At 69.8% G+C, this 21,943-nt stretch carries 22 protein-coding genes; 13 read left to right on the top strand and 9 right to left on the bottom strand.

Translation table 11 applies throughout. From position 1 onward, the window contains the following. Positions 1–92 precede the first annotated feature (92 nt). Entirely contained in the window at positions 93–872 is a 780-nt protein-coding gene (locus FFK22_RS23060) for a 2-keto-4-pentenoate hydratase (protein ID WP_186002601.1), read from the bottom strand. Between the two features lie 66 nt (positions 873–938). Between FFK22_RS23060 and FFK22_RS23055 the strand changes: the two genes are divergently transcribed. From FFK22_RS23055 to FFK22_RS23025, 7 genes are all read left to right on the top strand, one after another. Beyond that, on the top strand, positions 939–1,691 hold the full coding sequence (locus FFK22_RS23055) for an SDR family oxidoreductase (protein WP_138890072.1): 753 nt from the start codon (positions 939–941) through the stop codon (positions 1,689–1,691). Positions 1,692–1,742: 51 nt separating this feature from the next. After that, entirely contained in the window at positions 1,743–2,516 is a 774-nt protein-coding gene (locus FFK22_RS23050) for a FadR/GntR family transcriptional regulator (protein ID WP_138890071.1), read from the top strand. Positions 2,517–2,793: 277 nt separating this feature from the next. Further along, the gene (locus FFK22_RS23045) at positions 2,794–3,792 is read left to right on the top strand and encodes a tripartite tricarboxylate transporter substrate binding protein (protein ID WP_138890070.1); all 999 of its coding nucleotides are present in this window, start codon (positions 2,794–2,796) and stop codon (positions 3,790–3,792) included. A gap of 28 nt (positions 3,793–3,820) precedes the next feature. Then, positions 3,821–4,840, top strand: a complete 1,020-nt coding sequence (locus FFK22_RS23040; protein ID WP_138890069.1) for an aldo/keto reductase — start codon at positions 3,821–3,823, stop codon at positions 4,838–4,840. Between the two features lie 37 nt (positions 4,841–4,877). Next, positions 4,878–5,801, top strand: a complete 924-nt coding sequence (locus tag FFK22_RS23035) for a sugar kinase (RefSeq protein ID WP_138890068.1) — start codon at positions 4,878–4,880, stop codon at positions 5,799–5,801. Positions 5,802–6,047: 246 nt separating this feature from the next. Beyond that, positions 6,048–6,680, top strand: a complete 633-nt coding sequence (eda, locus tag FFK22_RS23030; protein ID WP_138890067.1) for a bifunctional 4-hydroxy-2-oxoglutarate aldolase/2-dehydro-3-deoxy-phosphogluconate aldolase — start codon at positions 6,048–6,050, stop codon at positions 6,678–6,680. Further along, complete coding sequence (locus FFK22_RS23025; protein ID WP_138890066.1) at positions 6,677–7,183, top strand: GNAT family N-acetyltransferase; 507 nt, start codon at positions 6,677–6,679, stop codon at positions 7,181–7,183. Before eda ends, FFK22_RS23025 begins: the two co-directional genes overlap by 4 nt. A 127-nt stretch (positions 7,184–7,310) precedes the next feature. Here the strand turns inward: FFK22_RS23025 and pgmG are convergent, their stop codons facing one another. The 7 genes from pgmG to FFK22_RS22990 all read right to left on the bottom strand — a co-directional run bounded on the left by pgmG (position 7,311) and on the right by FFK22_RS22990 (position 14,728). After that, positions 7,311–8,702, bottom strand: a complete 1,392-nt coding sequence (gene pgmG, locus FFK22_RS23020; protein ID WP_138890065.1) for a phosphoglucomutase/phosphomannomutase PgmG — start codon at positions 8,700–8,702, stop codon at positions 7,311–7,313. Between the two features lie 35 nt (positions 8,703–8,737). Then, positions 8,738–10,060: a UDP-glucose/GDP-mannose dehydrogenase family protein gene (locus tag FFK22_RS23015; protein WP_138890064.1), complete on the bottom strand. Its 1,323-nt coding sequence runs from the start codon at positions 10,058–10,060 to the stop codon at positions 8,738–8,740. A gap of 42 nt (positions 10,061–10,102) precedes the next feature. Beyond that, positions 10,103–10,972, bottom strand: a complete 870-nt coding sequence (gene galU / locus FFK22_RS23010; RefSeq protein ID WP_138890063.1) for a UTP--glucose-1-phosphate uridylyltransferase GalU — start codon at positions 10,970–10,972, stop codon at positions 10,103–10,105. Between the two features lie 160 nt (positions 10,973–11,132). Then, positions 11,133–11,705: a hypothetical protein gene (locus tag FFK22_RS23005; protein ID WP_138890062.1), complete on the bottom strand. Its 573-nt coding sequence runs from the start codon at positions 11,703–11,705 to the stop codon at positions 11,133–11,135. Between the two features lie 17 nt (positions 11,706–11,722). Continuing rightward, on the bottom strand, positions 11,723–12,616 hold the full coding sequence (locus FFK22_RS23000; protein WP_138890061.1) for an Hsp33 family molecular chaperone HslO: 894 nt from the start codon (positions 12,614–12,616) through the stop codon (positions 11,723–11,725). 2 nt (positions 12,617–12,618) lie between these two features. Then, on the bottom strand, positions 12,619–13,545 hold the full coding sequence (gene argF / locus FFK22_RS22995) for an ornithine carbamoyltransferase (RefSeq protein WP_138890060.1): 927 nt from the start codon (positions 13,543–13,545) through the stop codon (positions 12,619–12,621). Beyond that, positions 13,538–14,728 (bottom strand): aspartate aminotransferase family protein, encoded by a 1,191-nt coding sequence (locus FFK22_RS22990; protein ID WP_138890059.1) that lies wholly within the window; start codon positions 14,726–14,728, stop codon positions 13,538–13,540. Before FFK22_RS22990 ends, argF begins: the two co-directional genes overlap by 8 nt. Before the next feature lie 198 nt (positions 14,729–14,926). Between FFK22_RS22990 and rpmI the strand changes: the two genes are divergently transcribed. From rpmI to pheT, 4 genes are all read left to right on the top strand, one after another. After that, positions 14,927–15,127: a 50S ribosomal protein L35 gene (gene rpmI / locus FFK22_RS22985; RefSeq protein WP_034836893.1), complete on the top strand. Its 201-nt coding sequence runs from the start codon at positions 14,927–14,929 to the stop codon at positions 15,125–15,127. An 18-nt stretch (positions 15,128–15,145) separates the two neighbouring features. Next, complete coding sequence (rplT, locus tag FFK22_RS22980) at positions 15,146–15,511, top strand: 50S ribosomal protein L20 (protein WP_138890058.1); 366 nt, start codon at positions 15,146–15,148, stop codon at positions 15,509–15,511. 134 nt (positions 15,512–15,645) lie between these two features. Further along, on the top strand, positions 15,646–16,722 hold the full coding sequence (gene pheS / locus FFK22_RS22975) for a phenylalanine--tRNA ligase subunit alpha (RefSeq protein ID WP_138890057.1): 1,077 nt from the start codon (positions 15,646–15,648) through the stop codon (positions 16,720–16,722). Positions 16,723–16,907: 185 nt separating this feature from the next. Beyond that, positions 16,908–19,310: a phenylalanine--tRNA ligase subunit beta gene (gene pheT, locus FFK22_RS22970; RefSeq protein WP_138890056.1), complete on the top strand. Its 2,403-nt coding sequence runs from the start codon at positions 16,908–16,910 to the stop codon at positions 19,308–19,310. A 138-nt stretch (positions 19,311–19,448) separates the two neighbouring features. On the opposite strand, the gene FFK22_RS22965 is transcribed toward pheT, so the two are convergent. Continuing rightward, positions 19,449–20,552, bottom strand: coding sequence for a D-alanyl-D-alanine carboxypeptidase family protein (locus tag FFK22_RS22965; RefSeq protein ID WP_138890055.1), 1,104 nt, complete (start codon positions 20,550–20,552; stop codon positions 19,449–19,451). Between the two features lie 342 nt (positions 20,553–20,894). Between FFK22_RS22965 and FFK22_RS22960 the strand changes: the two genes are divergently transcribed. Next, on the top strand, positions 20,895–21,428 hold the full coding sequence (locus FFK22_RS22960) for a phasin family protein (protein WP_138890054.1): 534 nt from the start codon (positions 20,895–20,897) through the stop codon (positions 21,426–21,428). 171 nt (positions 21,429–21,599) lie between these two features. Then, complete coding sequence (gene clpS, locus FFK22_RS22955) at positions 21,600–21,938, top strand: ATP-dependent Clp protease adapter ClpS (protein WP_186002603.1); 339 nt, start codon at positions 21,600–21,602, stop codon at positions 21,936–21,938. Positions 21,939–21,943 lie beyond the last annotated feature (5 nt).

Below are 21,943 nucleotides of genomic sequence, written 5' to 3'. Positions count from 1 at the left end.
GGTCTGGTCGGTCTGCGCGTTGTTCATAGAACGTATCATGAACACGATTCGCAGATAATACTATGAACATTGCGTTTATAGATTCCCCGCCGTCACGCCATCATCTCCACCCGGCCTAGCGCCTCGATCTCGATCGCGACCTGGGCGCCGGGCCTGATCCATTGCGTCTGCACCAGGCTGCCCAGCAGCACGAACTCGCCGGCCTTGAGGCCCCGGCCGCGGCGGGCCAGGGTTCCGGCCAGCCAGGCCAGCGCGTTCAGCGGGTGGCCCAGCACGTCGCGGCCGTGGCCGCGTCCCACCTCGGCGCCGTCGACCAGCATCCGGCCGGACAGGGCGGCCAGGTCCAGGCCGCGCCAGTCGGCGACCGGCAGGCCCAGAACGCAGCCGGCCTGGAAGAAATCATCGGCCAGCAGAGTCGGCGCCCCGAGCGCGGCGAAATCGGCATAGCGGTCGTCGACCACCTCGATCGCCGGCAGCACCGCCTCGACCGCCGCTTCCAGCACCGCGCGGCCATGCTCGCCGGGCGGCAGGTCGCGGCCGATGCGGACCGCGATCTCGCATTCGACGCCGATCCGGTGATGCGCCGCCGCCGGGAAGCGGCCGGGGCTGGCCTGGACATTGGCCTGGAATATGCCGCCCTCGCAGGGCTCCGGGATGCCGAGGAAGCGCTGCATCACCGGTGTGGTGCAGCCGATCTTCCAGCCGACCCGCGGTCCCAGCCGGGCCGACAGCTGCTGATGCACCGCATCCTGCAATCGGCGCCCGGCGGCGAGATCGGCCGGGCGCAACGCCGCCGGCAGGCCGGGAAAGGCGCCGGGCCGCAGCCGGTGGCCGGCCAGGATCCCGGCTGCAGCATGGCGATCGATTGCCATCACTCTCTCCATTGGTAGGGCTTTTATCCTCTGCTACGTTCATTCGTCGGACAAGCGGAGGAGGCCATGGCTGGGGTGATGCTCGTCACGGGTGCCGGACGGGGCATCGGCGCCGCTATCGCCCGCCAGGGCGCGGCCCGCGGCTGGCGCGTCGCGGTCAATTACGGCCGGTCACGCGAAGCGGCGGAAGCCCTGGTCGCGGAGATCGCGGCGGCCGGGGGCGAGGCCGCCGCCTTCGCCGCCGATGTTGGCGACAGCGCCGCGGTGACCGCCATGTTCGCGGAGATCGACCGGGCGCTGGGCCCGGTCACCGGCCTGGTCAACAATGCCGGGGTGATCGGGCCGGTGACCCGAGTCGACGGCCTGGACGACCCCCGCGGCCTGGCCGCGCTGTACGCCACCAACGTCTTCGCCATGTTCTACTGCAGCCGCGAGGCGATCCGCCGGATGTCGCGGCGGCAGGGCGGGCCGGGCGGCGTGATCGTCAACATCTCCTCGGTCGCGGCCCGCCATGGCGGCCTGCCGCAGGAGGTGGCCTATGCCTCGTCCAAGGGCGCGGTCGATTCGTTCACGGTGGGGCTGGCGCGGGAGGTGGCGGGCGACGGCATCCGCGTCGTCGGCCTGCGCCCGGGCCTGACCGACACCGACATCAACGACGACCATGTCGGCGGCAAGTCGGTGCTGGGTGCCGTCGCGCCGACCATTCCGATCGGCCGCATCGGCCGGCCGGAGGAGATTGCCGAGGCCGTGCTGTTCCTGTTGTCCGATGCTGCTTCGTATATGACGGCGACCACGATCGACGTGTCGGGGGGCCGCTGATCCCACCTTAGTTTTTGTCAAATCATTGCAACGCGGGAGATTTCGGCGACAATGGCCCAGGATCCAAAGAAGGTCGAAGACCGCGGCATGAAGAAAAACGGTTATCCTTCCGCCGGCTTGCATGGCCGGGTGGTCCATGACATCGGAGCCCGGATCGTCACCGGCCAGATTCCCCCCGGAGATACATTGCCGAGCGAAGGCGAGCTGGCCGAGACCTACGGCGCCAGCCGCTCGGCGATCCGCGAGGCGGTCAAGGTGCTGGCGGCCAAGGGGCTGGTCGAGCCGCGGCGCCGCTCCGGCACCCGGGTGCGGCCGCGCGAGGCCTGGAACCTGCTGGACCCCGACATCCTCGGCTGGCATTCGCCGGAGGCGCTGGTTCCGACCTTCCGCCGCGACCTGGTCGAGCTGCGCTGGGCGATCGAGCCGGCGGCGGCGGAGTTGGCCGCGCGCCGGTCGCAGCCGGAGGACCGGGCGCTGATCCAGGAGGCGCTGGACGAGATGGAAAGGGCGGGCGAAGACCCGAACGCCTTCTACAGCGCCGATGTCCGCTTCCACCTCGCCGTCTTCGCCGCCAGCCGCAACGCGCTGATCGAGCGGCTGAGCACCATCCTCGGCCCGCTCTTGACCATGAGCTTCCAGGCCCAGGCGCGGCGCAACCGGGCTTTCCCGCTGGCGGTCGGCGACCACCGCGCGGTCTATGAGGGCATCGCCGCCGGCGACGCCCGGGCGGCCCGCAAGGCGATGCAGTTCATCATGAACCAGAGCGCCCGCGAGCTGGAGGCGGCCAGCCCCGAGACAGCGATCGCCGCCGATATTCCGGCTTAGGATCGATTCGGCCGAAAGCAAAATGAGTCCCCCCTCCCGCAAGGGGAGGGGGGACTATAAAGGGTTGGAGCCCCGGCCATTTTGAGAAGGTCTCGTAGGCGGGAAACGCCGTGCAGAGCAGTTCGCCGTCTTTTACCCGATCTCCCTGATGCACACGGCGGCGCGGGTTGCCAGCGCCGCCATCCTCCGCGACAATCGCGGCCGGCCGGGCGCCATCCAGCGCCGTGCCCGAATCATAACAAGCGCATCATCGAACGATCGACGTAGGGGGAGACGCATGACGACGCTGCATGGCCTGGTCCGACGAACCGTCCTGCTCGCGGGCCTGGCGGCCTGCTTCGCGCTGCCGGGCGGCATGGCCACGGCCGCCGACGCCTTCCCGTCGCGGACGGTGACGCTGGTGGTGCCGTTCGCGGCCGGCGGCTCGACCGACCTGATCGCCCGCATCATCGCCGAGAAGATGACCGAGGATCTCGGCCAGACCGTGATCGTCGAGAACAAGGCCGGCGCCGGCGGCAACATCGGCGCCGATGCCGTCGCCAAGGCCGATCCGGACGGCTACACCATCCTGATGGGCACGATCGCGACCCATGCGCTGAACCCCGCGGTCATGAAGCAGATGCCCTATGACCCGGTGAAGGATTTCGCGCCGATCTCGCTGCTGGTGCTGGTGCCGAACGTGCTCGAGGTGAATCCCGAGCTGCCGGTCAAGTCGGTGCAGGAGCTGATCGCGCTGTTGAAGTCGAAGCCGGGCGAATACAGCTACGCCTCCTCCGGCATCGGCACGCCGCTGCACCTGTCGGGGGAGCTGTTCAAGAGCCTGGCCGGCGTCGACATGATCCATGTGCCCTATCGCGGCGCCGGGCCGGCGCTGAACGACGTGGTGGCGAACCAGGTGCCGATCATGTTCGACAACCTGCCGTCCTCCACCGCCTTCATCAAGGCGGGGACGCTGCGGCCGCTGGCGGTCACCACCAAGACCCGCTCGGCCAGCTTCCCCGACCTGCCGACGATGGAGGAGGCGGGGGTGCCGGGCTACGAGACCTACACCTGGAACGCGATCTTCGCCCCGGCGGGGACGCCGCAGGCGGTGATCGACCGGCTGAACGCCGCGGCGGTCAAGGCGGTGAAGGACCCGGCGACGCAGCCGCGCCTGGCCGAGCTCAGCGCCACCGTGGTCGGCTCCACGCCGGACGAGCTGGCCAAGCATGTGACGGCCGAGCTGGCGAAATGGGCGCCGATCGTCGAGGCGTCCGGCGCCGCCGACTCTCAGTGATCGTGGCCATCTGACAGGAGCTCCGCCGATGCCGATCGACACCCGCCGCCTGGGACGCACCGATGTCGAGGTGACCACGCTCGGCTTCGGCACGGCGGCGCTCGGCGAGCTCTTCGTCAAGGTGCCGGAGCCGCAGGCCCACGCCACGCTGCAGGCGGCCTGGGACGCCGGCATCCGCTATTTTGACACCGCGCCCTGGTACGGGCTGGGCCTGGCCGAGCACCGGCTGGGCAGCTTCCTGCACGGCCAGAACCGCGGCGAGTTCAAGGTCTCCAGCAAGGTCGGGCGCTGGCTCAAGCCGTCGCCCGACCCGGAGAACTTCCATTCCGAGAAATGGGCCGGCGGCCTGCCCTTCGATATCGTCTTCGACTATGGCTATGACGGCATCATGCGGGCGATGGAGCAGATCTGGGCGCGGCTGACGCTGCCGCGGATCGACCTGCTGCTGATCCACGACCTCGACCTGCCGCACCACAAGACCGATGCCAGGGTGCGGGCGCATCTCGACCGGCTCTCCGCCTCCGGCTGGCGGGCGCTGGAGCAGCTGAAATCCTCCGGCGTGATCGGCGCGGTCGGCGCCGGCATCAACGTCATGGGCATGATCCCGAAGTTGCTCGACGCCGCCGATCTCGACGCCTTCCTGGTGGCGATGCCCTACACGCTGATGGACCAGGAGCCGCTGGCCGAGGAGTTCCCGCTGTGCCAGAAGCACGGCGCCGGCATCGTCATCGGCGGCGTCTTCGCCTCCGGCCTGCTCGCCACCGGCCCGGTCGAAGGCGCCAAGTTCAACTACCGCGACGCGACGCCGGAGGAGCTGGAGCGCTGCCGCCGGATCGAGCGGGTCTGCGCCGCCCATGGCGTGCCGCTGGCCGCGGCGGCGCTGCAGTTCCCGCTCGGCCACCCCAGTGTCGCCTCGGTGATCCCGGGGGCGCTGTCGCCGGAGCAGGTGACGCGCAATGTCGAGAATTTCCGCTACCCGATCCCGGCCGGCCTGTGGTCGGATCTGAAATCCGAACGCTTGATTCGCGCCGACGCGCCGACCCCGTGAGCGGGCCCCGGCCGTAAGCCGGGAAGGGATTGTTTCAATGCGGGTGGCATCGATCGGCGAGTGCATGATCGAGATCGCGGTGAAGCCGGGCGGCGACGCCCAGCTGGCCAGCGGCGGGGATACGCTGAACACCGCGGTGTACCTGGCCCGCCAGGGCGTCGCGGTCGACTATGTCACCGCTCTGGGCGACGACCCGTACAGCGACGAGATGCTGGCCCGCTGGCAGGCGGAAGGGGTGGGGACCGGGCTGGTGCCGCGCCTGCCGGGCCGGGTGCCCGGCCTGTACATGATCCGCACCGACGACAAGGGCGAGCGGACGTTCCACTACTGGCGCGACCGGGCGCCCGCGCGGGAAGTCTTCGAGTTGCCAGGTGCTGACGAACTGGCGGAAACGTTGGCCGGCTATGGCCTGCTCTACTTCTCCGGCATCACCCTGTCGCTGTACAGCGACCGCGGCCGCGACGCCTTCCACGCGGCGCTGGCGGCCGCCAAGGCCAAGGGCGCGCGCATCGCCTTCGACGGCAATTACCGGCCGCGCGGCTGGCCCGACAAGGCCAAGGCGCAGGCCGTGTTCGCGCGGTTCCTGGCGCTCGCGACGCACGCCTTGCCGACCTTCGACGATGAGCAGGCGCTGTTCGGCGATGCCGACCCTGAGGCGACCATCGCCCGGCTGCGCGGCCATGGCGTCGGCGAGATCGTGGTGAAAAGCGGCGGCGAGGGCTGCCACATCGCCACGGCGGACGGGGTTGTGTCGGTGCCGGTGCCTGCGGTGGTGACCCCGGTCGACACCACCGCGGCCGGCGACAGCTTCAACGCCGGCTACCTGGCCGGCCGCTTCGCCGGGCTGGACCCGGCGGCCTCGGCGCTGCGCGGGCACCGCCTGGCCGCGGTGGTGATCGGCCACCGCGGCGCCGTGGTGCCGCGCGAGGCGATGCCGGATTTCGCCGGCGGCTCCCAGTAACGCAGGTGCTCTTTGCGTTGCCTCTCCCGCCTGGCGGGAGAGGTCGGGCGCCCGCAGGGCGACCGGGTGAGGGCTGGTCCCGGCCTCGACGCCCCGGAGCCGCTTCGCGTCTCCGACCTCTCCCGCAAGCGGGAGAGGCAACGCGTGGAGCGTTTTCGTCGTGAGGAGTGTCGTCCGGCCGCCGCAATTTGCTATGGTGCGGCGCAACCTGAATGTCCGCCCACCGCTGACCGATCGAGACCTGCCATGACCGTCGACGCCATCATCGCCCGCGCCCCGATCATCCCCGTGCTGACCGTCGAGACGGCGGCGGCGGCGGTGCCGCTGGCCCGCGCCCTGGTGGAGGGCGGCCTGCCGGTGCTGGAGGTGACGTTGCGCACCAAGGTCGCGTTCGAGGTCATCGCCGCCATGGCCTCGGAAGTGCCGGACGCGATCGTCGGCGCCGGCACCGTGCTGAACCCGGCCGACCTCGAGGCCTCGCGCAAGGCCGGCGCCGTGTTCGGCGTCAGCCCCGGCCTGACCCCGGCCCTGGCGAAGGCGGCGGAAGGCTTCCCGTTCCTGCCCGGCGCGGTGACGCCGTCTGAGATCATGGCGGCGCGCGACCTCGGCTACGGCGTGCTCAAATTCTTCCCGGCCGAGATCTATGGCGGCCAGTCGGCGCTTGCGGCCCTGGCCGGCCCCTTCGCCGGCATGCGCTTCTGCCCGACCGGCGGCGTCCGCGAATCCAACCTGCGGGCCTATCTGGCGCTGCCGAACGTCGCCGTGGTCGGCGGCACCTGGATCGCCGGCAAGGCCGAGGTGGCGGCCGGCGACTGGGCGGCGGTCACCGCCCGCGCCCGCCGCGCCGTGGCCATCGCCCGGGGCGAGGAGGAGGCGTGACCGGGGCGCCCGCTCTCGTCCTGCGCGCCAGCCGGATCGACGACCCGGCCGGGCTGCACGAGATGCACAGCCAGCCGCGCTTCCGCTGGGGCACGCTGCGGCCGCGCTACCCGTCGATCGACACGGTGCGGAAATGGCTGGAGACGCGGTCGCCCGACAACCCGCACATCGTCGCCGAGGCGGCCGGCCGGATCATCGGCGATGCCGGTCTCGACCTCGGCAAGGGCCGCCGGTCGCATGCCGCGTCGATCGGCATGGGCGTGCATGACGCCTTCGCCGGCCGCGGCGTCGGCACGGCGCTGTTGGCCGCCTTGATCGACACCGCCGACAACTGGCTGGACCTGAAGCGGCTGGAGCTGACCGTGTGGGCCGACAACGCGCCGGCCCTGGCGCTCTACCGCAGGTTCGGCTTCGTCGAGGAAGGCGTGCTGCGCGCCTATGCCTATCGCGACGGCACCTATGTTGATGCGCTGGCGATGGCGCGGTTGCGGGGAGTGGGGTAGGGCTTACCTTATCTGTCATGCCCGGGCTTGACCCGGGCATGCAGGAATGTCGACGCCGTTCTGGGTGGCCCCTGGATCGCCGGCTCAAGCCCGGCGATGACAGATCAGAGAAGGGGCAAGCCCCCGATCAATGTGCCGAGGCGGTGAAGCTGGGCTCGGCCAGGCCGCTCTGCTGCAGCTGGTCGACGATCTGCGCCTTCAGCCGCTCCAGCCCGGCCTCGTCGCCGCTCTCGGCCCGGGCCACCAGCACGTCCTGGGTGTTCGAGGCGCGCAAGAGCCACCAGCCGTCCGGCGTGGTCACCCGGGCGCCGTCGATGTCGACGACCTCGGCGCCGGCCTGGCGCAGCCGGGCCATGACCTCGTCGATCACCGCGAACTTCCGGCTCTCATCGACCTGGAACCGTACCTCGGGGGTCGAGACGGTGCTGGGGAAAGTGTCGCGCAGGTCGGCCAGCGTGCCGCCGCTGCGGCTGACCTGGGCCACCAGCCGCACGCCGCAATAGAGCGCGTCGTCGAAGCCGTACCATTTGTCGGCGAAGAAGATGTGGCCCGACATCTCGCCGGCCAGCGGCGACTTCACCTCGGCCATCTTCGCCTTGATCAGCGAGTGGCCGGTCTTCCACATCAGCGGCGTGCCACCCAGCCCGGCGATCGCATCGAACACGGTCTTGCTGGTCTTGACGTCGGCGATCACGGTGCCGCCGGGATACCGCGGCAGCACGTCGATGGCGTAGACCGCCACCAGCATGTCGCCCGGGATGATCCGGCCCTGGCCGTCGATCGCGCCGATGCGGTCGGCGTCGCCGTCGAAGGCGATGCCGAGATCGGCGCGCGCCTCGGCCACCTTGGCCTGCAGCGCCACCAGGTTGTCCGGGATCGTCGGGTCCGGATGGTGGTTCGGGAAGCGGCCGTCGATGTCGTCGAACAGCAGGATGTGCTTGCCGGGCAGCTTCGCGGTCAGGCGGCGCAGCACCTCGCCGGCGGCGCCGTTGCCGTTGTCCCAGACCACGGTCAGGTCGCGGGTGCCGTCATAGTCGCGCAGCAGCCGCTCGACATAAAGGTCGCGCAGGTCGAGGTCGCTGACGCGGCCGTCGCCCGTCTCGAGGTCGCCGGCGGTGGCGAGGCGGCCGATCTCCAGGATCTGGTCGCCATAGACCGGGCCAGAGCGCAGCACCATCTTGATGCCGTTGTAGTCCGGCGGGTTGTGCGACCCGGTGACCATCACCCCGGCATCGGCGTCCAGGTGCTTCTGGGCGAAGTACAGCATCGGGGTCGGGCCGAGCCCGACGCGCACCACCTCGATCCCGGTCGAGGCCAGGCCCTGGACCAGCGCCGCCTCCAGCTCCACCGAGCTCAGCCGGCCGTCATAGCCGACCACAACCTGCCGGCCGCCCTTGCGCTTGACGATGGTGCCGAAGGCGGCGCCCACCGCCCCGTAGTCGGCGGCGTTCAGCGTTTTGCCGATGACGCCGCGGATGTCGTATTCGCGCAGGACGGTGGGATGGAAGCTGTGGGTCATGATCGGGGGGCGGTCCTCGGAAGGGTCTTGTGGCGTCAGCCGGCCGAGCCCGGGACCGGGCGGCCGATGCTGTGGTAGCGGAAGCCGGCCGCCTGCATGTCCGCCGGCTTGTAGACGTTGCGCAGGTCGACGAAGACCGGGCCGCCCATCAGCTTGATCATCCGCGCCGGGTCGAGGGCGCGGAACTCGTTCCATTCGGTCAGCACCACGGCGCCGTCGGCGCCACGCAGCGCCTCATAGGCGCCGACGGCGTAGTCGACGTCAGTCAGCAGCTTGCGCGCCTCCTTCATCGCTTCCGGGTCATAGGCGCGGATCCGGGCCCCGGCCTTCTGCAGCACCGGCACCACGGTCAAGGCGGGCGAATCGCGCATGTCGTCGGTGTTCTGCTTGAAGGCCAGGCCCAGCACGGCGATGGTCCGGCCGGCGACGTCGCCGCCGAAGGCGGCGATCACGCGGTCCGCCATCTCGCTCTTGCGCGCCTGGTTGACCTCGATGACCGTCTCGATCAGGTGCTGCCGGGCCCCGGCCTCGCGCGCAGTCTGCACGAAGGCCAGCGTGTCCTTGGGGAAGCAGGAGCCGCCATAGCCCGGGCCGGGATGCAGGAATTTCGGGCCGATGCGCTTGTCCAGGCCGATCGACCGGGCGACGTCATGGACATTGGCGCCGACCTGCTCGCACAGATTGGCGACCTCGTTGATGAAGGTCACCTTCATCGCCAGGAAGCTGTTGGCGGCGTATTTGATCAGCTCCGCCGTCTCCAGCGCCGTGGTCACGATCGGGCGCTCGATCAGGTACAGCGGCCGGTAGACGTCGGACAGGACCTTCCTGGCGCGGTCGCCCTCAATGCCGATGACCACCCGGTCCGGCAGCATGAAGTCGCCGATCGCCGAGCCCTCGCGCAGGAATTCGGGGTTGGAGGCGATGTCGAAATCGGCGTCCGGCCGGACCTTCCGGATCACCTCGGCGACCTTGCGGCCGGTGCCGACCGGCACCGTCGACTTGGTGACGACGACGGCGTAGCCGGTCAGCGCCCGGGCGATCTCCTCGGCCGCGGCGAAGACATAGGACAGGTCGGCATGGCCGTCGCCGCGCCGGCTGGGCGTGCCGACCGCGATGAACACCGCACCGGCGCCGTCGACCGCCGCCGCCAGGTCGGTGGTGAAGGACAGCCGGCCGGCGGCCGCGTTCTTCGCCACCAGCGCGTCGAGGCCCGGCTCGTAGATCGGCATCTCGTTGCGCCTGAGCTGCTCGATCCGGCCGGGGTCCTTGTCGACGCAAATGACGTCATGGCCGAATTCGGAGAAGCAGGCGCCGGAGACGAGTCCGACATAGCCGCTGCCGATCATCGCGATGCGCATGGGGGCGCCTACTCCAACATTTCGCCGGCCAGCCCGGCCGGGTTACAGATAGCGTGAGACCGCCTCGCGCAGGGCGGCGGACAGGTCCGGGCGGTCCAGCCCATAGGCCAGGTTGGCAGCGATGAAGCCGACCTTGTCGCCGCAATCGAAGCGGTCGCCCTCGAAGCGCACGCCGTGGAAGGGCTGGTGGCCGATCAGCCGGGCCATCGCGTCGGTCAGCTGGATCTCGCCGCCGGCGCCGCGCTCCTGCCGGTCGAGATGCGCGAACACCTCCGGCTGCAGGATGTAGCGGCCGACGATCGACAGGTCGGACGGGGCCTCCTCCGGCTTCGGCTTCTCGACCAGGCCGGTGACCTCGGCCACCGTGCCGTCGTCCTGGCCGATCGCCAGGATGCCGTAGCGCGAGGTCTGGGCCTTCGGCACCTCGCGCACCGCGATCAGGTTGCCGCCGTGCCCGGCATAGGCCTGCGCCATCTGCGCCAGCAGCGGCGTCTGGCATTTGAAGATCTCGTCCGGCAGCAGCACGGCGAAGGGCCGGTTGCCGACCAGGTGGCGGGCGCACCAGACGGCGTGGCCGAGGCCCAGCGGCTGGGCCTGGCGGACGAAGCTGAACTGGCCGGGCGGCAGCTCGGCGTCGCGCGCCGCCTTCAGCTGCTCCGCCTTGTTGCGGGCCTCGAGCGAGGCGTAGAGCTCGGCATTCTCGTCGAAATGATCCTCCAGCGCGGTCTTGCCGCGGCTGGAGACGAAGACGAACTCCTCGATCCCGGCGGCCTTGGCCTCCTCGACCGCGTATTGCAGCACCGGCTTGTCGACGACGCAGAGCATCTCCTTCGGCACTGCCTTGGTGGCGGGCAGCGACCGGGTGCCGAGACCCGCGACGGGAAACACGGCTACCTTGACGGGTTCGGACATGAATACCTTCTTCCGAAAAATCAGGACGCCCGTTTAGAACGCTCCACATCCCGCCTTGTGCCATAGAGCGAGGCGAAAGGGAAATCGGGCAGACGGCTCACGGCCGCCCTGGCCGGAAGGATGGCCCGCATCGGCCCGATGGACACCGCCGGAAATCGCGCTACGGCAGCAGCAGGGGCGCCAGGTATTGCCGGATGTTGGCCTCGAACTGGCGGTCGAACTCGGCCATTCCGTCCTGCAGCAGGCCGGCCTCGGCGCGGCTCTGGTCGGCGACGCTGGAGCCGTCGGTCACGGTGGTCGAGCGTTCGACCCTGACGTCGGTGTAGCCGCCGGTGTAATTGCCGACCGGGCCGACCTGCAGCCGGGCGGTCAGCCGCAGGGTCAGCCTCTGCGACGGCTGGTCCTTGAAGATCGAAGTGATGCCGCCCTGGGTCGCCAGCGGCTCCCGGGTCAGGCCGGCCTCCTGGATGATCAGCTGCGCCGCGCCGGCGCGGCCGCCGGCCTGCAGCCGCGCGGCGGCCCAGCCGCGGATCGCCGCCGCCGGGCTCTGCCCCGACTGCGTCGCGCCCGGCACCGACCGGTCGACCGTGTCGATCCGGGCGACGTTCAGCCGGATCGGCGGGCGGCCGGCGAAGCTGACCGGCGCGACCGCGGCCAGCTCCGGGCCGCCGCAGGCGCCGAGCAGCAGCAGGGCGGCGCCGGCCAACAGGCTGCGACGGTTCGGATGGGGCATCGGGTCCTCCGGTCGGCTCAGGCGGCGTACAGCGCCGCGAGCTGGTCCCGGTCGAAATCGTACCGGGTGTTGCAGAACTCGCAGGCGACCTCGACCCGGCCGTCGACGGCCAGGCCCTCGATCTCCGCCTTCGGCATCGATTTCAGCATCGACGCCACCCGCTCGCGCGAGCAGCGGCAGGAAAAGCGCATCGGCTGCGACGGGAAGACCCGGACGCCGTCCTCATTATAGAGGCGGAACAGCAGCGCCTCGCCGGACAGGGCCGGCTGGGTCAGCTCGTCATCGGTGGCGGAGCCGAGCAGCACCATGGCGCGGCGCCAGTCGTCCTCGCGGTCGGTCGGCACCTGCTTCTCGGGGTCGGGCAGGCGCTGCAGCATGATGCCGCCGCCGCGCCAGCCGGCCTCGCCGTGCCGGACGGCGGAGCGCAGCCCGGCCTGCAGCTGCTCCGATTGCCGGAAATAATGCTGGGCGCATTCCCACAGCGTCTCGCCGGACAGGTCGACGATGCCCTGGTAGCGCTCGGTGTCCTGGCCCTGGTCGACGGTGAAGGCCAGGTGGCCGCGGCCCAGCAGCGCCGGCACCGTGGTGGCGGTGCCGGTCAGCCGGGCCTCGTCGAACATGGCGTTGGCGCGGACCGCGCCGTCGGTGGTGACGTCGGCCACCACCAGCCGCACCGGCCCGTCGCCCTTGGCCTGCAGGGTGAACACCCCCTCGTATTTCAGGGCGCTGGCCAGGAGAGCGGTCAACACCACCGTCTCGGCCAGAAGATGGGCGACCGGCTCGGGATAGGCGTGGCGGCCCAGGATCTCGTCGAGCAGCGGGCCGAACCGGACCAGCCGGCCGCGCAGCCCCGACGCCTCGATCTGGAAGGGGAGGATGAGGTCATCGCCCCCCGTCTTTGACACCGCCATGATCACTTCGCCTCGAGGGCCCCCAGGCACCACAGCAAGATACCCTTCTGGGCGTGCAGGCGGTTCTCCGCCTCGTCCCAGACCACGGATTGCGGGCCGTCGATCACCCCGTCCGTCACCTCCTCGCCGCGATGGGCCGGCAGGCAGTGCATGAACAGGGCGTCCGGCTTGGCCTGCGCCATCAGCCGCTCATCGACCTGGTAGGGCCGCAGCAGGTTGTGGCGCGACGGCGCGTCCTTGTCGCCCATCGACACCCAGGTGTCGGTGACCACCAGGTCGGCGCCGCGCACCGTCGTCTCCGGGTCGGTGCCGACCGAGATGCGGGCGCCCTCGCGATGCGCCCACTGGATCAGGTCGGCCGGCGGCGACAGCTCGTCCGGGCAGGCCAGGCGCAGCTCGAAATCGAACATGCCGGCGGCGCGGATCCAGGACCGGGCGACGTTGTTGCCGTCGCCGGTCCAGGCGGCGACGCGCCCGGCGATCGGCCCGCGCTTCTCCTCGAAGGTCATCACATCGGCCATCAGCTGGCACGGATGGGTCTCGTCGGTCAGGCCGTTGATCACCGGCACCGTGGCGTTCTCGGCCATCTCGCGCAGCCGGTCCTCGTCCGAGGTGCGCAGCATGATGATGTCGACATAGCGCGACAGCACCCGGGCGGTGTCGCCGATGGTCTCGCCGCGGCCGAGCTGGATCTCGGTGCCGGTCAGCATCACCACCTCGCCGCCGAGCTGGCGCATCCCGACCTCGAAGGAGACGCGGGTGCGGGTCGACGGCTTCTCGAAGATCAGCGCCAGGGTGCGGCCGGCCAGCGGCTTCGACGCGGCGCCGCGCGGATCGGTGCGCTTCAGCTCGATCGACCGGTCGATGATCCGGCGCAGATCGGCCTTGGGCAGGTGGTGCAGGTCGGTGAAGTGCCGGATGTCAGCCATTCACAACCGCCTTCGCCGCCCGGGCGGTGCAGACTTGGTCGAGGATCGAGACGGCCTCGGCGATCTCCGTCGCGCCGATGGTCAGCGGCGGCAGGATGCGGACGACGTTCTCGCCGGCGCCGACGGTCAAGAGGCCGGCGGCGCGCAGCTCGGGGACCAACTCGTCGCTCTTCTGCACGCATTTCAGGCCCAGCATCAGCCCGGTGCCGCGCACCTCCTCCAGCACCGCCGGATGGCGGGCGACCAGCGCCTCCAGCTCGGCCTTCAGCTGCCGGCCGGTGCGCTCGACGCTTTCGAAGAAGCCGTCGGCCAGGACGATGTCGAGCACGGCGTTGCCGATCGCCGTCGCCAGCGGGTTGCCGGCATAGGTCGAGCCATGGGTGCCCGGGGTCATGCCGCAGGCCGCCTCCTCGGTCGCCATGAAGGCGCCGAGCGGGAAGCCGCCGCCGATGCCCTTGGCGACGCACATCACATCCGGCGTGATCCCGGCCCATTCATGGGCAAAGAACTTGCCGGTGCGGCCGTAGCCGCACTGGATCTCGTCGAAGAACAGCAGCAGGCCGAACTCGTCGCAGACGCGGCGCAGCTCGCGCAGATACTCCGGCGTCGCCGCCTTGATGCCGCCCTCGCCGATGATCGGCTCGATGCAGATCGCCGCGGTCTCGTCGGTGATCGCCGCGCGCAGCTCGTTCATGTTGCCCCAGGCGACCTGGTCGAAGCCGTCGACCAGCGGGCCGAAGCCCTTGATCAGCTTCTCGCCCTTGGCGGCCGAGATCGCGGCCAGGGTGCGGCCGTGGAAGCTGTTGGTGACGGTGATGATCCGCCAGCGCTTCGGGTTGCCGCGGGTATAATGATACTTGCGCACCAGCTTGGTGGCGCCTTCCCAGGCCTCGGCGCCGGAATTGGTGAAGAACACCGTATCGGCGAAGGTGCTGTCGACCAGCCGCTGGGCCAGGCGCTCGCCCTCCGGGATCCGGTACAGGTTCGAGACGTGCCACAGCTTCGCGCCCTGCTCCTGCAGGGTCCGCACCAGATGCGGGTGGCAGTGGCCCAGCGCCACGACCGCGATGCCCGCCGCGAAATCCAGGTATCGTCGCCCGTCGGTCCCGAACAGATACGCCCCTTCGCCCCGCGCGAAGGCGAGGTCGGCACGCGCATAGGTCGGCATGACAGCGGGAATCATGGACAGGCTCGCTTGGAGTGAGTCTCGGTCAGAGTCTCGTGGTTGCGGGAAGGCTCGGACTAAGCCCAGCTTATGCGGCGCTTGTCAACGCGCGCCCGTGCCGTTATAACGCGCGCTCCGTTCGGGTGGCGAGGCCGGGGTCCGATCCCCGGGGCATGCCCAACCACCCTCCATCGTCTTCCTTCGGAAGGACCGAAAATGCCCAAGATGAAGACCCATTCCAGCGCCAAGAAGCGCTTCCGGCTGACCGCCTCCGGCAAGGTCCGCTACAACTCGGCCTATCGCCGCCACCGCCTGCTGACCAAGACCAAGGCGGCCAAGGAGCGGAACCAGGGCACCAAGGTGATGTGCGACGCCGACGCGACGAAGGTGAAGCGCTACCTCCTGGTTAACGGCTGAGCAGAGGAGCGCTGAGCAATGGCACGAGTTTCCCGCGGCGTCACCAGCCACGCCCGCCACAAGAAGATCCTCAAGCTCGCCAAGGGCTATCGGGGCCGCGCTTCGACCAACTATCGCATTGCGATCGAGAAGGTCGAGAAGGCGCTGCGCTATGCCTATCGCGATCGCCGCAACAAGAAGCGTGATTTCCGCGGCCTGTGGATCCAGCGCATCAACGCCGGCGTGCGCGAGCACGGCCTGACCTATTCGAAGTTCATGCACGGCATCAAGCTGGCCGGCATCGACATCGACCGCAAGGTCATGTCCGACATCGCCACGCGCGAGCCGGAGTCGTTTAAGGCCTTGGTCGATCAGGCCCAGGCCGCGCTCAAGAACGCCGCTTGATCCTCGTCCCGCTCCGGCGGGACTGGATAAAGCGAAAGGAAGCGGGGGTCGGGCCTGAGGGCTCGGCCCCTTTTTTCATGGCCGCTGTCTTAACGCAGTGAGGGGCGGCCGATGCCATCGAGGATTGCCAGGCGATGGAACAGGTAGAGACGCTGAAGCGCGAGGTGACCGCGGCGCTGGCCCAGGCCCCGGACCTCGCGGCCCTGGACTCCGTGCGGGTCGCGGCGCTGGGCAAGAAGGGCAGCCTGACCGGCCTGTTGGCGGGCCTGCGCGACCTCGACCCCGAGGCGCGCAAGGCCTTCGGCGCCGCGCTGAACGTGGCCAAGGACGAGATCACGGCCCTGCTCGATGCCCGCAAGGCGGAGCTGGAGCGCGCGGCGCTGGACGCCAAGCTGGCGCGCGAGACGGTCGACGTCACCCTGCCGGCGCGGCCGGAGCGGACCGGCCGGATCCACCCGATCAGCCAGACCCGCGACGAGATGGTCGCGATCTTCGCCGAGATGGGCTTCACCGTCGCCGAAGGCCCGGACATCGAGGACGACTGGCACAACTTCACCGCGCTGAACATCCCGCCGGAGCATCCGGCGCGGCAGATGCACGACACCTTCTATCTGCCGGACCGGCCGGACGGGAAAGCGGCGGTGCTGCGCACCCACACCTCGCCGGTGCAGATCCGTACCATGCTGTCGCAGAAGCCGCCGATCCGCATCGTCGCGCCGGGCCGGACCTTCCGGTCGGATTACGACCAGACCCACACCCCGATGTTCCATCAGATCGAGGGGCTGGTGATCGACGAGGCCATCCATATGGGCCATCTGCGCGGCTGCCTGATCGAGTTCTGCCGCGCCTTCTTCGACCTGCCGGACCTGCCGCTCCGCTTCCGTCCCAGCTTCTTCCCCTTCACCGAGCCCTCGGCCGAGGTCGATATCGGCTGCTCGCGCAAGGGCGGCGAGCTCAAGCTCGGCAATTACGGCGACTGGCTCGAGATCCTGGGCTGCGGCATGGTCCATCCGAAGGTGCTGGACGCCTGCGGCATCGACTCGACCCGCTACCAGGGCTTCGCCTTCGGCATGGGGATCGAGCGCCCGGCGATGCTGAAATACGGCATCCCCGACCTGCGCACCTTCTTCGAGGCCGATCTGCGCTGGCTGAAGCACTACGGCTTCGTGCCGCTCGACGTGCCCAGCCTGGCCACCGGCCTGACCCGCTGAGCCCGTCCGATAATGCTACTGGCGTGGCCGTCTGACGGTGGTTTTTCCGCTTCCGGTGCTCACGGACTCAATGTCCGCTGCGCTCCGGTTCTCAAAACCACCGCCATCCGACTCACGCCAGCGCATTCTCGAACGGGCTCGGGCAAGCTCTTGTTGATCCAATCCGCCGCAGCGAGACCGAGATCATGAAATTCACGCTGTCCTGGTTGAAGGACCATCTCGACACCACGGCGTCGCTGGGCGAGATCACCGATACGCTGACCAGCCTCGGCCTCGAGGTCGACGGCGTCGAGGACCCGGCCGCCGAGCTGGCGCCTTTCACCATCGCTTATGTCAAATCGGCGGTGCAGCACCCCAACGCCGACCGGCTCAGGGTCTGCATCGTCGATACCGGCCGCGGCGAGGTCCAGGTGGTGTGCGGCGCCCCCAACGCCCGCACCGGCATGAAGGGCGTGTTCGCGCCGGCCGGATCGTATATCCCCGGCACCAAGGTCGACCTCAAGGCCGGCATGATCCGCGGCGAGGCATCGAACGGCATGCTGGTGTCGGAGCGCGAGCTCGGCCTGTCGGACGAGCATGACGGCATCATCGACCTGCCGGAGGATGCGCCGCTCGGCGCTTCCTTCGCCGCCTGGCGCGGCCTGGACGACCCGGTGATCGAGATCGGGCTGACCCCGGACCGGGCCGATTGCGCCGGCATCCGCGGCATCGCCCGCGACCTCGCCGCCGCCGGCCTCGGCACGCTGAAGCCGCTCGACGAGACGGCGGTCGAGGGTCGCTTCCGCACCGACCTGACGGTCGGCCTCGACTTCCCGGTCGACGCCGCCTCGGCCTGCCCGATGTTCGCGGCGCGGGTGTTCCGCGGGGTGAGGAACGGCCCGAGCCCGGCCTGGCTGCAGGCGCGGCTGAAGGCGATCGGGCTGCGGCCGATCTCGCTGCTGGTCGACATCACCAACTACTTCACCTTCGACCGCAACCGGCCGCTGCACGTCTTCGACCAGGCCAAGGTCCGCGGCGGCTTGCGGCTGCGCCTGTCGCAGGGCGGCGAGACGCTGGCGGCGCTGAACGACAAGACCTACACGCTGGGCGCCGGCGTCACCGTGATCGAGGACGACAGTGGGCCGCTCAGCCTCGGCGGCATCATGGGCGGCGCGTCGACCGGCGTGTCCGGGGACACCAGCGAGGTGATCCTGGAGGCGGCGCTGTTCGACCCGGTGCGCACGGCGATGAGCGGCCGGGCGCTGGGCGTCACCAGCGATGCACGCTACCGCTTCGAGCGCGGCGTCGACCCGGCGGCGGTGGTCGCCGGCATCGAGCAGGCGACCCGGATGATCCTGGAGCTGTGCGGCGGCGAGGCGTCTCAGCTGGTGATCGCCGGGGGTGAGCCGGATTGGCGCCGGACCCTGACGCTGCGCCCGGCGCGGGTCGAGAGCCTGGGCGGCCTCGACGTGGCGCGCGACCGGCAGGTGGCGATCCTCTCGGCGCTGGGCTTCGGCGTCTCGGATGGCGCCGACGGGCTGATCCAGGCGGCTGTGCCGTCCTGGCGTGGCGATGTCCAGGGCGAGGCCGACCTGGTCGAGGAGGTGCTGCGGGTCACCGGCTATGACGCCATCCCGGCGGTGCCGCTGCCCAAGCTGACCTCGCTGACCCAGCCGGCCCTGACGCCGGCGCAGAAGGCGCGTGAGCTGGTGCGGCGTACCCTCGCCGCCCGCGGCCTGGACGAGGCGGTGACCTGGTCCTTCATGGATGGGCGCGACGCCGGCTGGTTCGGCTTCCAGAACAGCGGGCTCAAGCTCCTCAACCCGATCGCGTCGGATCTCGACACGATGCGGCCCTCGGTGCTGCCGACCCTGATCCGGGCGGCCGGCCGCAACGCCGCGCGCGGCCTGCCCGACGTGGCGCTGTTCGAGATCGGTCCGGCCTATCGCGATGCCAGCGAGACCGGCCAGGCCATGGTCGCCGCCGCGGTCCGCGCCGGATCCAGCGGTCCGCGTCATTGGGCGCAGGCGCCGCGGCCGGCCGATGTGTTCGACGCCAAGGCAGACGCCATCGCGGCGCTGGAGGCGGCGGGGGCGCCGGTCGCCAACCTCGCAGTCTCGACCGACGCGCCGGACTGGTACCATCCGGGCCGCTCCGGCTGCCTGCGGCTGGGGCCGACGGTGCTGGCGCATTTCGGCGAGCTGCACCCGGCGGTGCTGGCGGGGCTGGAGGTCGACGGGCCGGTGGTCGGCTGCGAGGTCTTCCTCGACGCCGTGCCGCAGCCGAAGAAGAAGGCCGGCACGGCCAAGCCGCTGCTGAAGCTGGCGGCGTTCCAGCCGGTGGTGCGCGACTTCGCCTTCGTGGTCGAGGAGGCGGTGCCGGCCGACCGCATCCTCAAGGCGGCGAAGGGCGCGGACAAGGCGCTGGTCGCCGATGTCGCCCTGTTTGACGTCTATCGCGGCCCGGGCGTGGCGGAGGGCCGCAAGTCCCTGGCGCTGGCGGTGACGCTGCAGCCGGTCGAGGCGACCCTGACCGACGAGGCGATCGAGGCCGTGGGCAAGAAGATCGTCGCCGCGGTCGAGAAGCAGGGCGGCACGCTGCGGGGGTAGGGGACAGGCGTTCACTCCCCATTCCTGTCATGCCCGGGCTTGACCCGGGCATCCAGGGACTGTCGATGCCGCTCTGGGTGGCCCCTGGATTGCCGGGTCAAGCCCGGCAATGACAATGAAGGGGAGGGCGGTTAAGCCTCAGCGCCGCCGCAGCGGCCGGGGCTTGGGCAGGGGGATGTCGGCCAGGGCGCTCGGCACCGGCTCGAAGGCCACCTTCTGCGCCCGGGGGCGGGCGTGCATCGCGATCATCGCGCCGATGCCGTCGGTGCCGGCAGCGCCGTCATCCTCGGCGTCGCCCTCGCCGTCGGCCGCGGCCAGCAACGGCTCGTCCAGCACATCCGGCCGGCGGTCGGGCACCGGCGGCTGGAATGCCGGAGAGGCGACCCGCGGCGCGGCCGCGGCCGGCGCCTCGGCGACATAGGCGCCGGTGCCCTCATGCGATTCGAACGCTGCGTCCAGCAGCTCCGCCATCTGGGCGTTGCGGGCGATCGGGCTGGTGCCGCCGAACACCACGCCGATCAGCCGCGTGCGGCCGCGCACCGCCGACGCCACGAGATTGTAGCCCGCGGCCCGGATGTAGCCGGTCTTCATCCCGTCCATGCCGGCATAGGACTGCATCAGCCGGTTGTGGTTCGGGAAGTTGCGGCCGCGATAGCGGAAGTTCTTGGTCGCGAAATAGGGGTAGTACTGCGGGTAGTCGTTGATCAGCGCCCGGGCCAGCACCGCCATGTCATGCGCGGTCGACACGTTGTCCGGGTCCGGCAGGCCGTTGGTCGAGGTGAAGTTGGTGCGGCTCATGCCCAGCGCCCGCGCCTGCTGCGTCATCAGCCGGGTGAAGCGGGCCTCGTTGCCGCCGATGGTCTCGGCCAGCACCACCGATGCGTCATTGGCCGACTGGGTGACCAGGCCCAGGATCGCGTCCTCGACCCGGATGCGGGACCCGGTCGCGAGGCCCAGCTTGGTCGGCGACTGGGAGGCGGCGTAGCTCGACACCGGCAGCCGCGTGTCCAGCGTCAGCTCGCCCCGCTCCAGGCTGCGGAACGTCAGATACAGCGTCATCAGCTTGGTCAGCGACGCCGGATACAGCTGCTGGTTCGCGTTCTCCTCGTGCAGCACCTCGCCGGTGCGCGCGTCGATGACATAGGCGGCATAACGCGACGCCGCCTCGGCCCGGGCGGGCAGAAGCGCCAAAGTGAGGCAGGCGAGAAGAATTGCCGCCGATCGCGCAACGAAAGCTGTCATGCCGACCCCCCGCTCCACGCCACTTGCGGATCTTTGGTTAAGGCGTGATTTCAGAAGTCTAAATTAAGTCGTTGATTTTTGTCCATAAACCAATTCGTGAACACGGCAAAAAGATATGCCGGCCTCGACATCCGCCCGGTTGCAGACATCCTGACAGCATCGCGTGTCCCGCGGCAACGGCCTTGGCCGCGGGGCGCCATATGTCCGGCATGTTGCAGTGCACAAAAAACGTTGACAGATCGAATCGATCTGCTCATATATGCGCCATGTTGCAGTGCAGCATGGCTGGGTGGGCGCCCCGGGCGACGGCAGTCGGCTGCGAAGCATGAGGAGCCGTTCGTCATGACCACCGCCAAGAGCCGTGCCGGCGCGGGCAAGCCCGCCGCCGTCGACACCAACATCGAGACCGTGAGGGACACCGTGACTGACACCGTCAAGGCCAGCCAGGCCGCCGTCGAGAAGAATGTCGCCCAGGGCCTCGCCCTGTCCAAGGACCAGTTCGAGAAGGCCGCCCAGGCCGCGACCAAGAACGTCGACGAGCTGGTCGCCTTCGCCAAGGGCAATGTCGACGCCGTGTTCGCGTCGGCCGCCATCTTCGCCCAGGGCACCGAGCAGCTGACCCGCGCCTGGTTCGCGCTGCAGCACGGCGCCGCCGAGCAGGCCGCCGAGGCGACCCGCTCGCTGTTCGCCGCCAAGACCCTGCGCGAGGTCGTCGACCTGCAGTCGACCTACAGCAAGACCGCCTTCGACGGCCTCGTCGCCGAGAGCAGCAAGCTGTCGGAGCTGGGCCTGAAGGTGACCAACGACGCCGTGGCGCCGATCGCCGCCCGCGTCAACGTCGCGGTCGAGAAGCTGTCCAAGCCGCTCGCTGCCTGATCCGTCCTCCTCCCCCGGATCGGCGGCCGCACGGCCCCGGCGACATCGCGTCGCCGGGGCCGTTCGCATTTCAGCTTTCCGCGTTCTTTCGCATCGCAGGCCTACAACTCCGGGCCTCGCGGCACTATCATCATGATCGGGTTCAAAACCGGCAGCACGCATCCCATATCCATGAGCGACACCGAACGGAAGGATGATCGAGGAGGCGGCAACGACGCCGGCACGGGGGTTGTCGTTCAGACCAGGACGCGGACGAAGAAGCCGTCCATGTACAAGGTCCTGATGCTGAACGACGATTACACGCCGATGGAGTTCGTCGTCCATGTCCTGGAACGCTTCTTCGCGAAGAGCCGCGAGGAAGCCACCACCATCATGCTCCATGTGCACCGGCGGGGTGTGGGCGTCTGCGGCGTCTTCACCTACGAGGTCGCGGAGACGAAGGTGGCGCAGGTGATGGACTTCGCGCGCCGCAATCAGCATCCTCTACAATGTATTCTTGAGAAGGCCTGACCAGA

The organism is Mycobacterium sp. KBS0706, assembly GCF_005938675.2.
Classification (GTDB): domain Bacteria; phylum Pseudomonadota; class Alphaproteobacteria; order DSM-16000; family Inquilinaceae; genus Inquilinus.
This window is presented reverse-complemented; position numbering and strand designations above follow the sequence as displayed.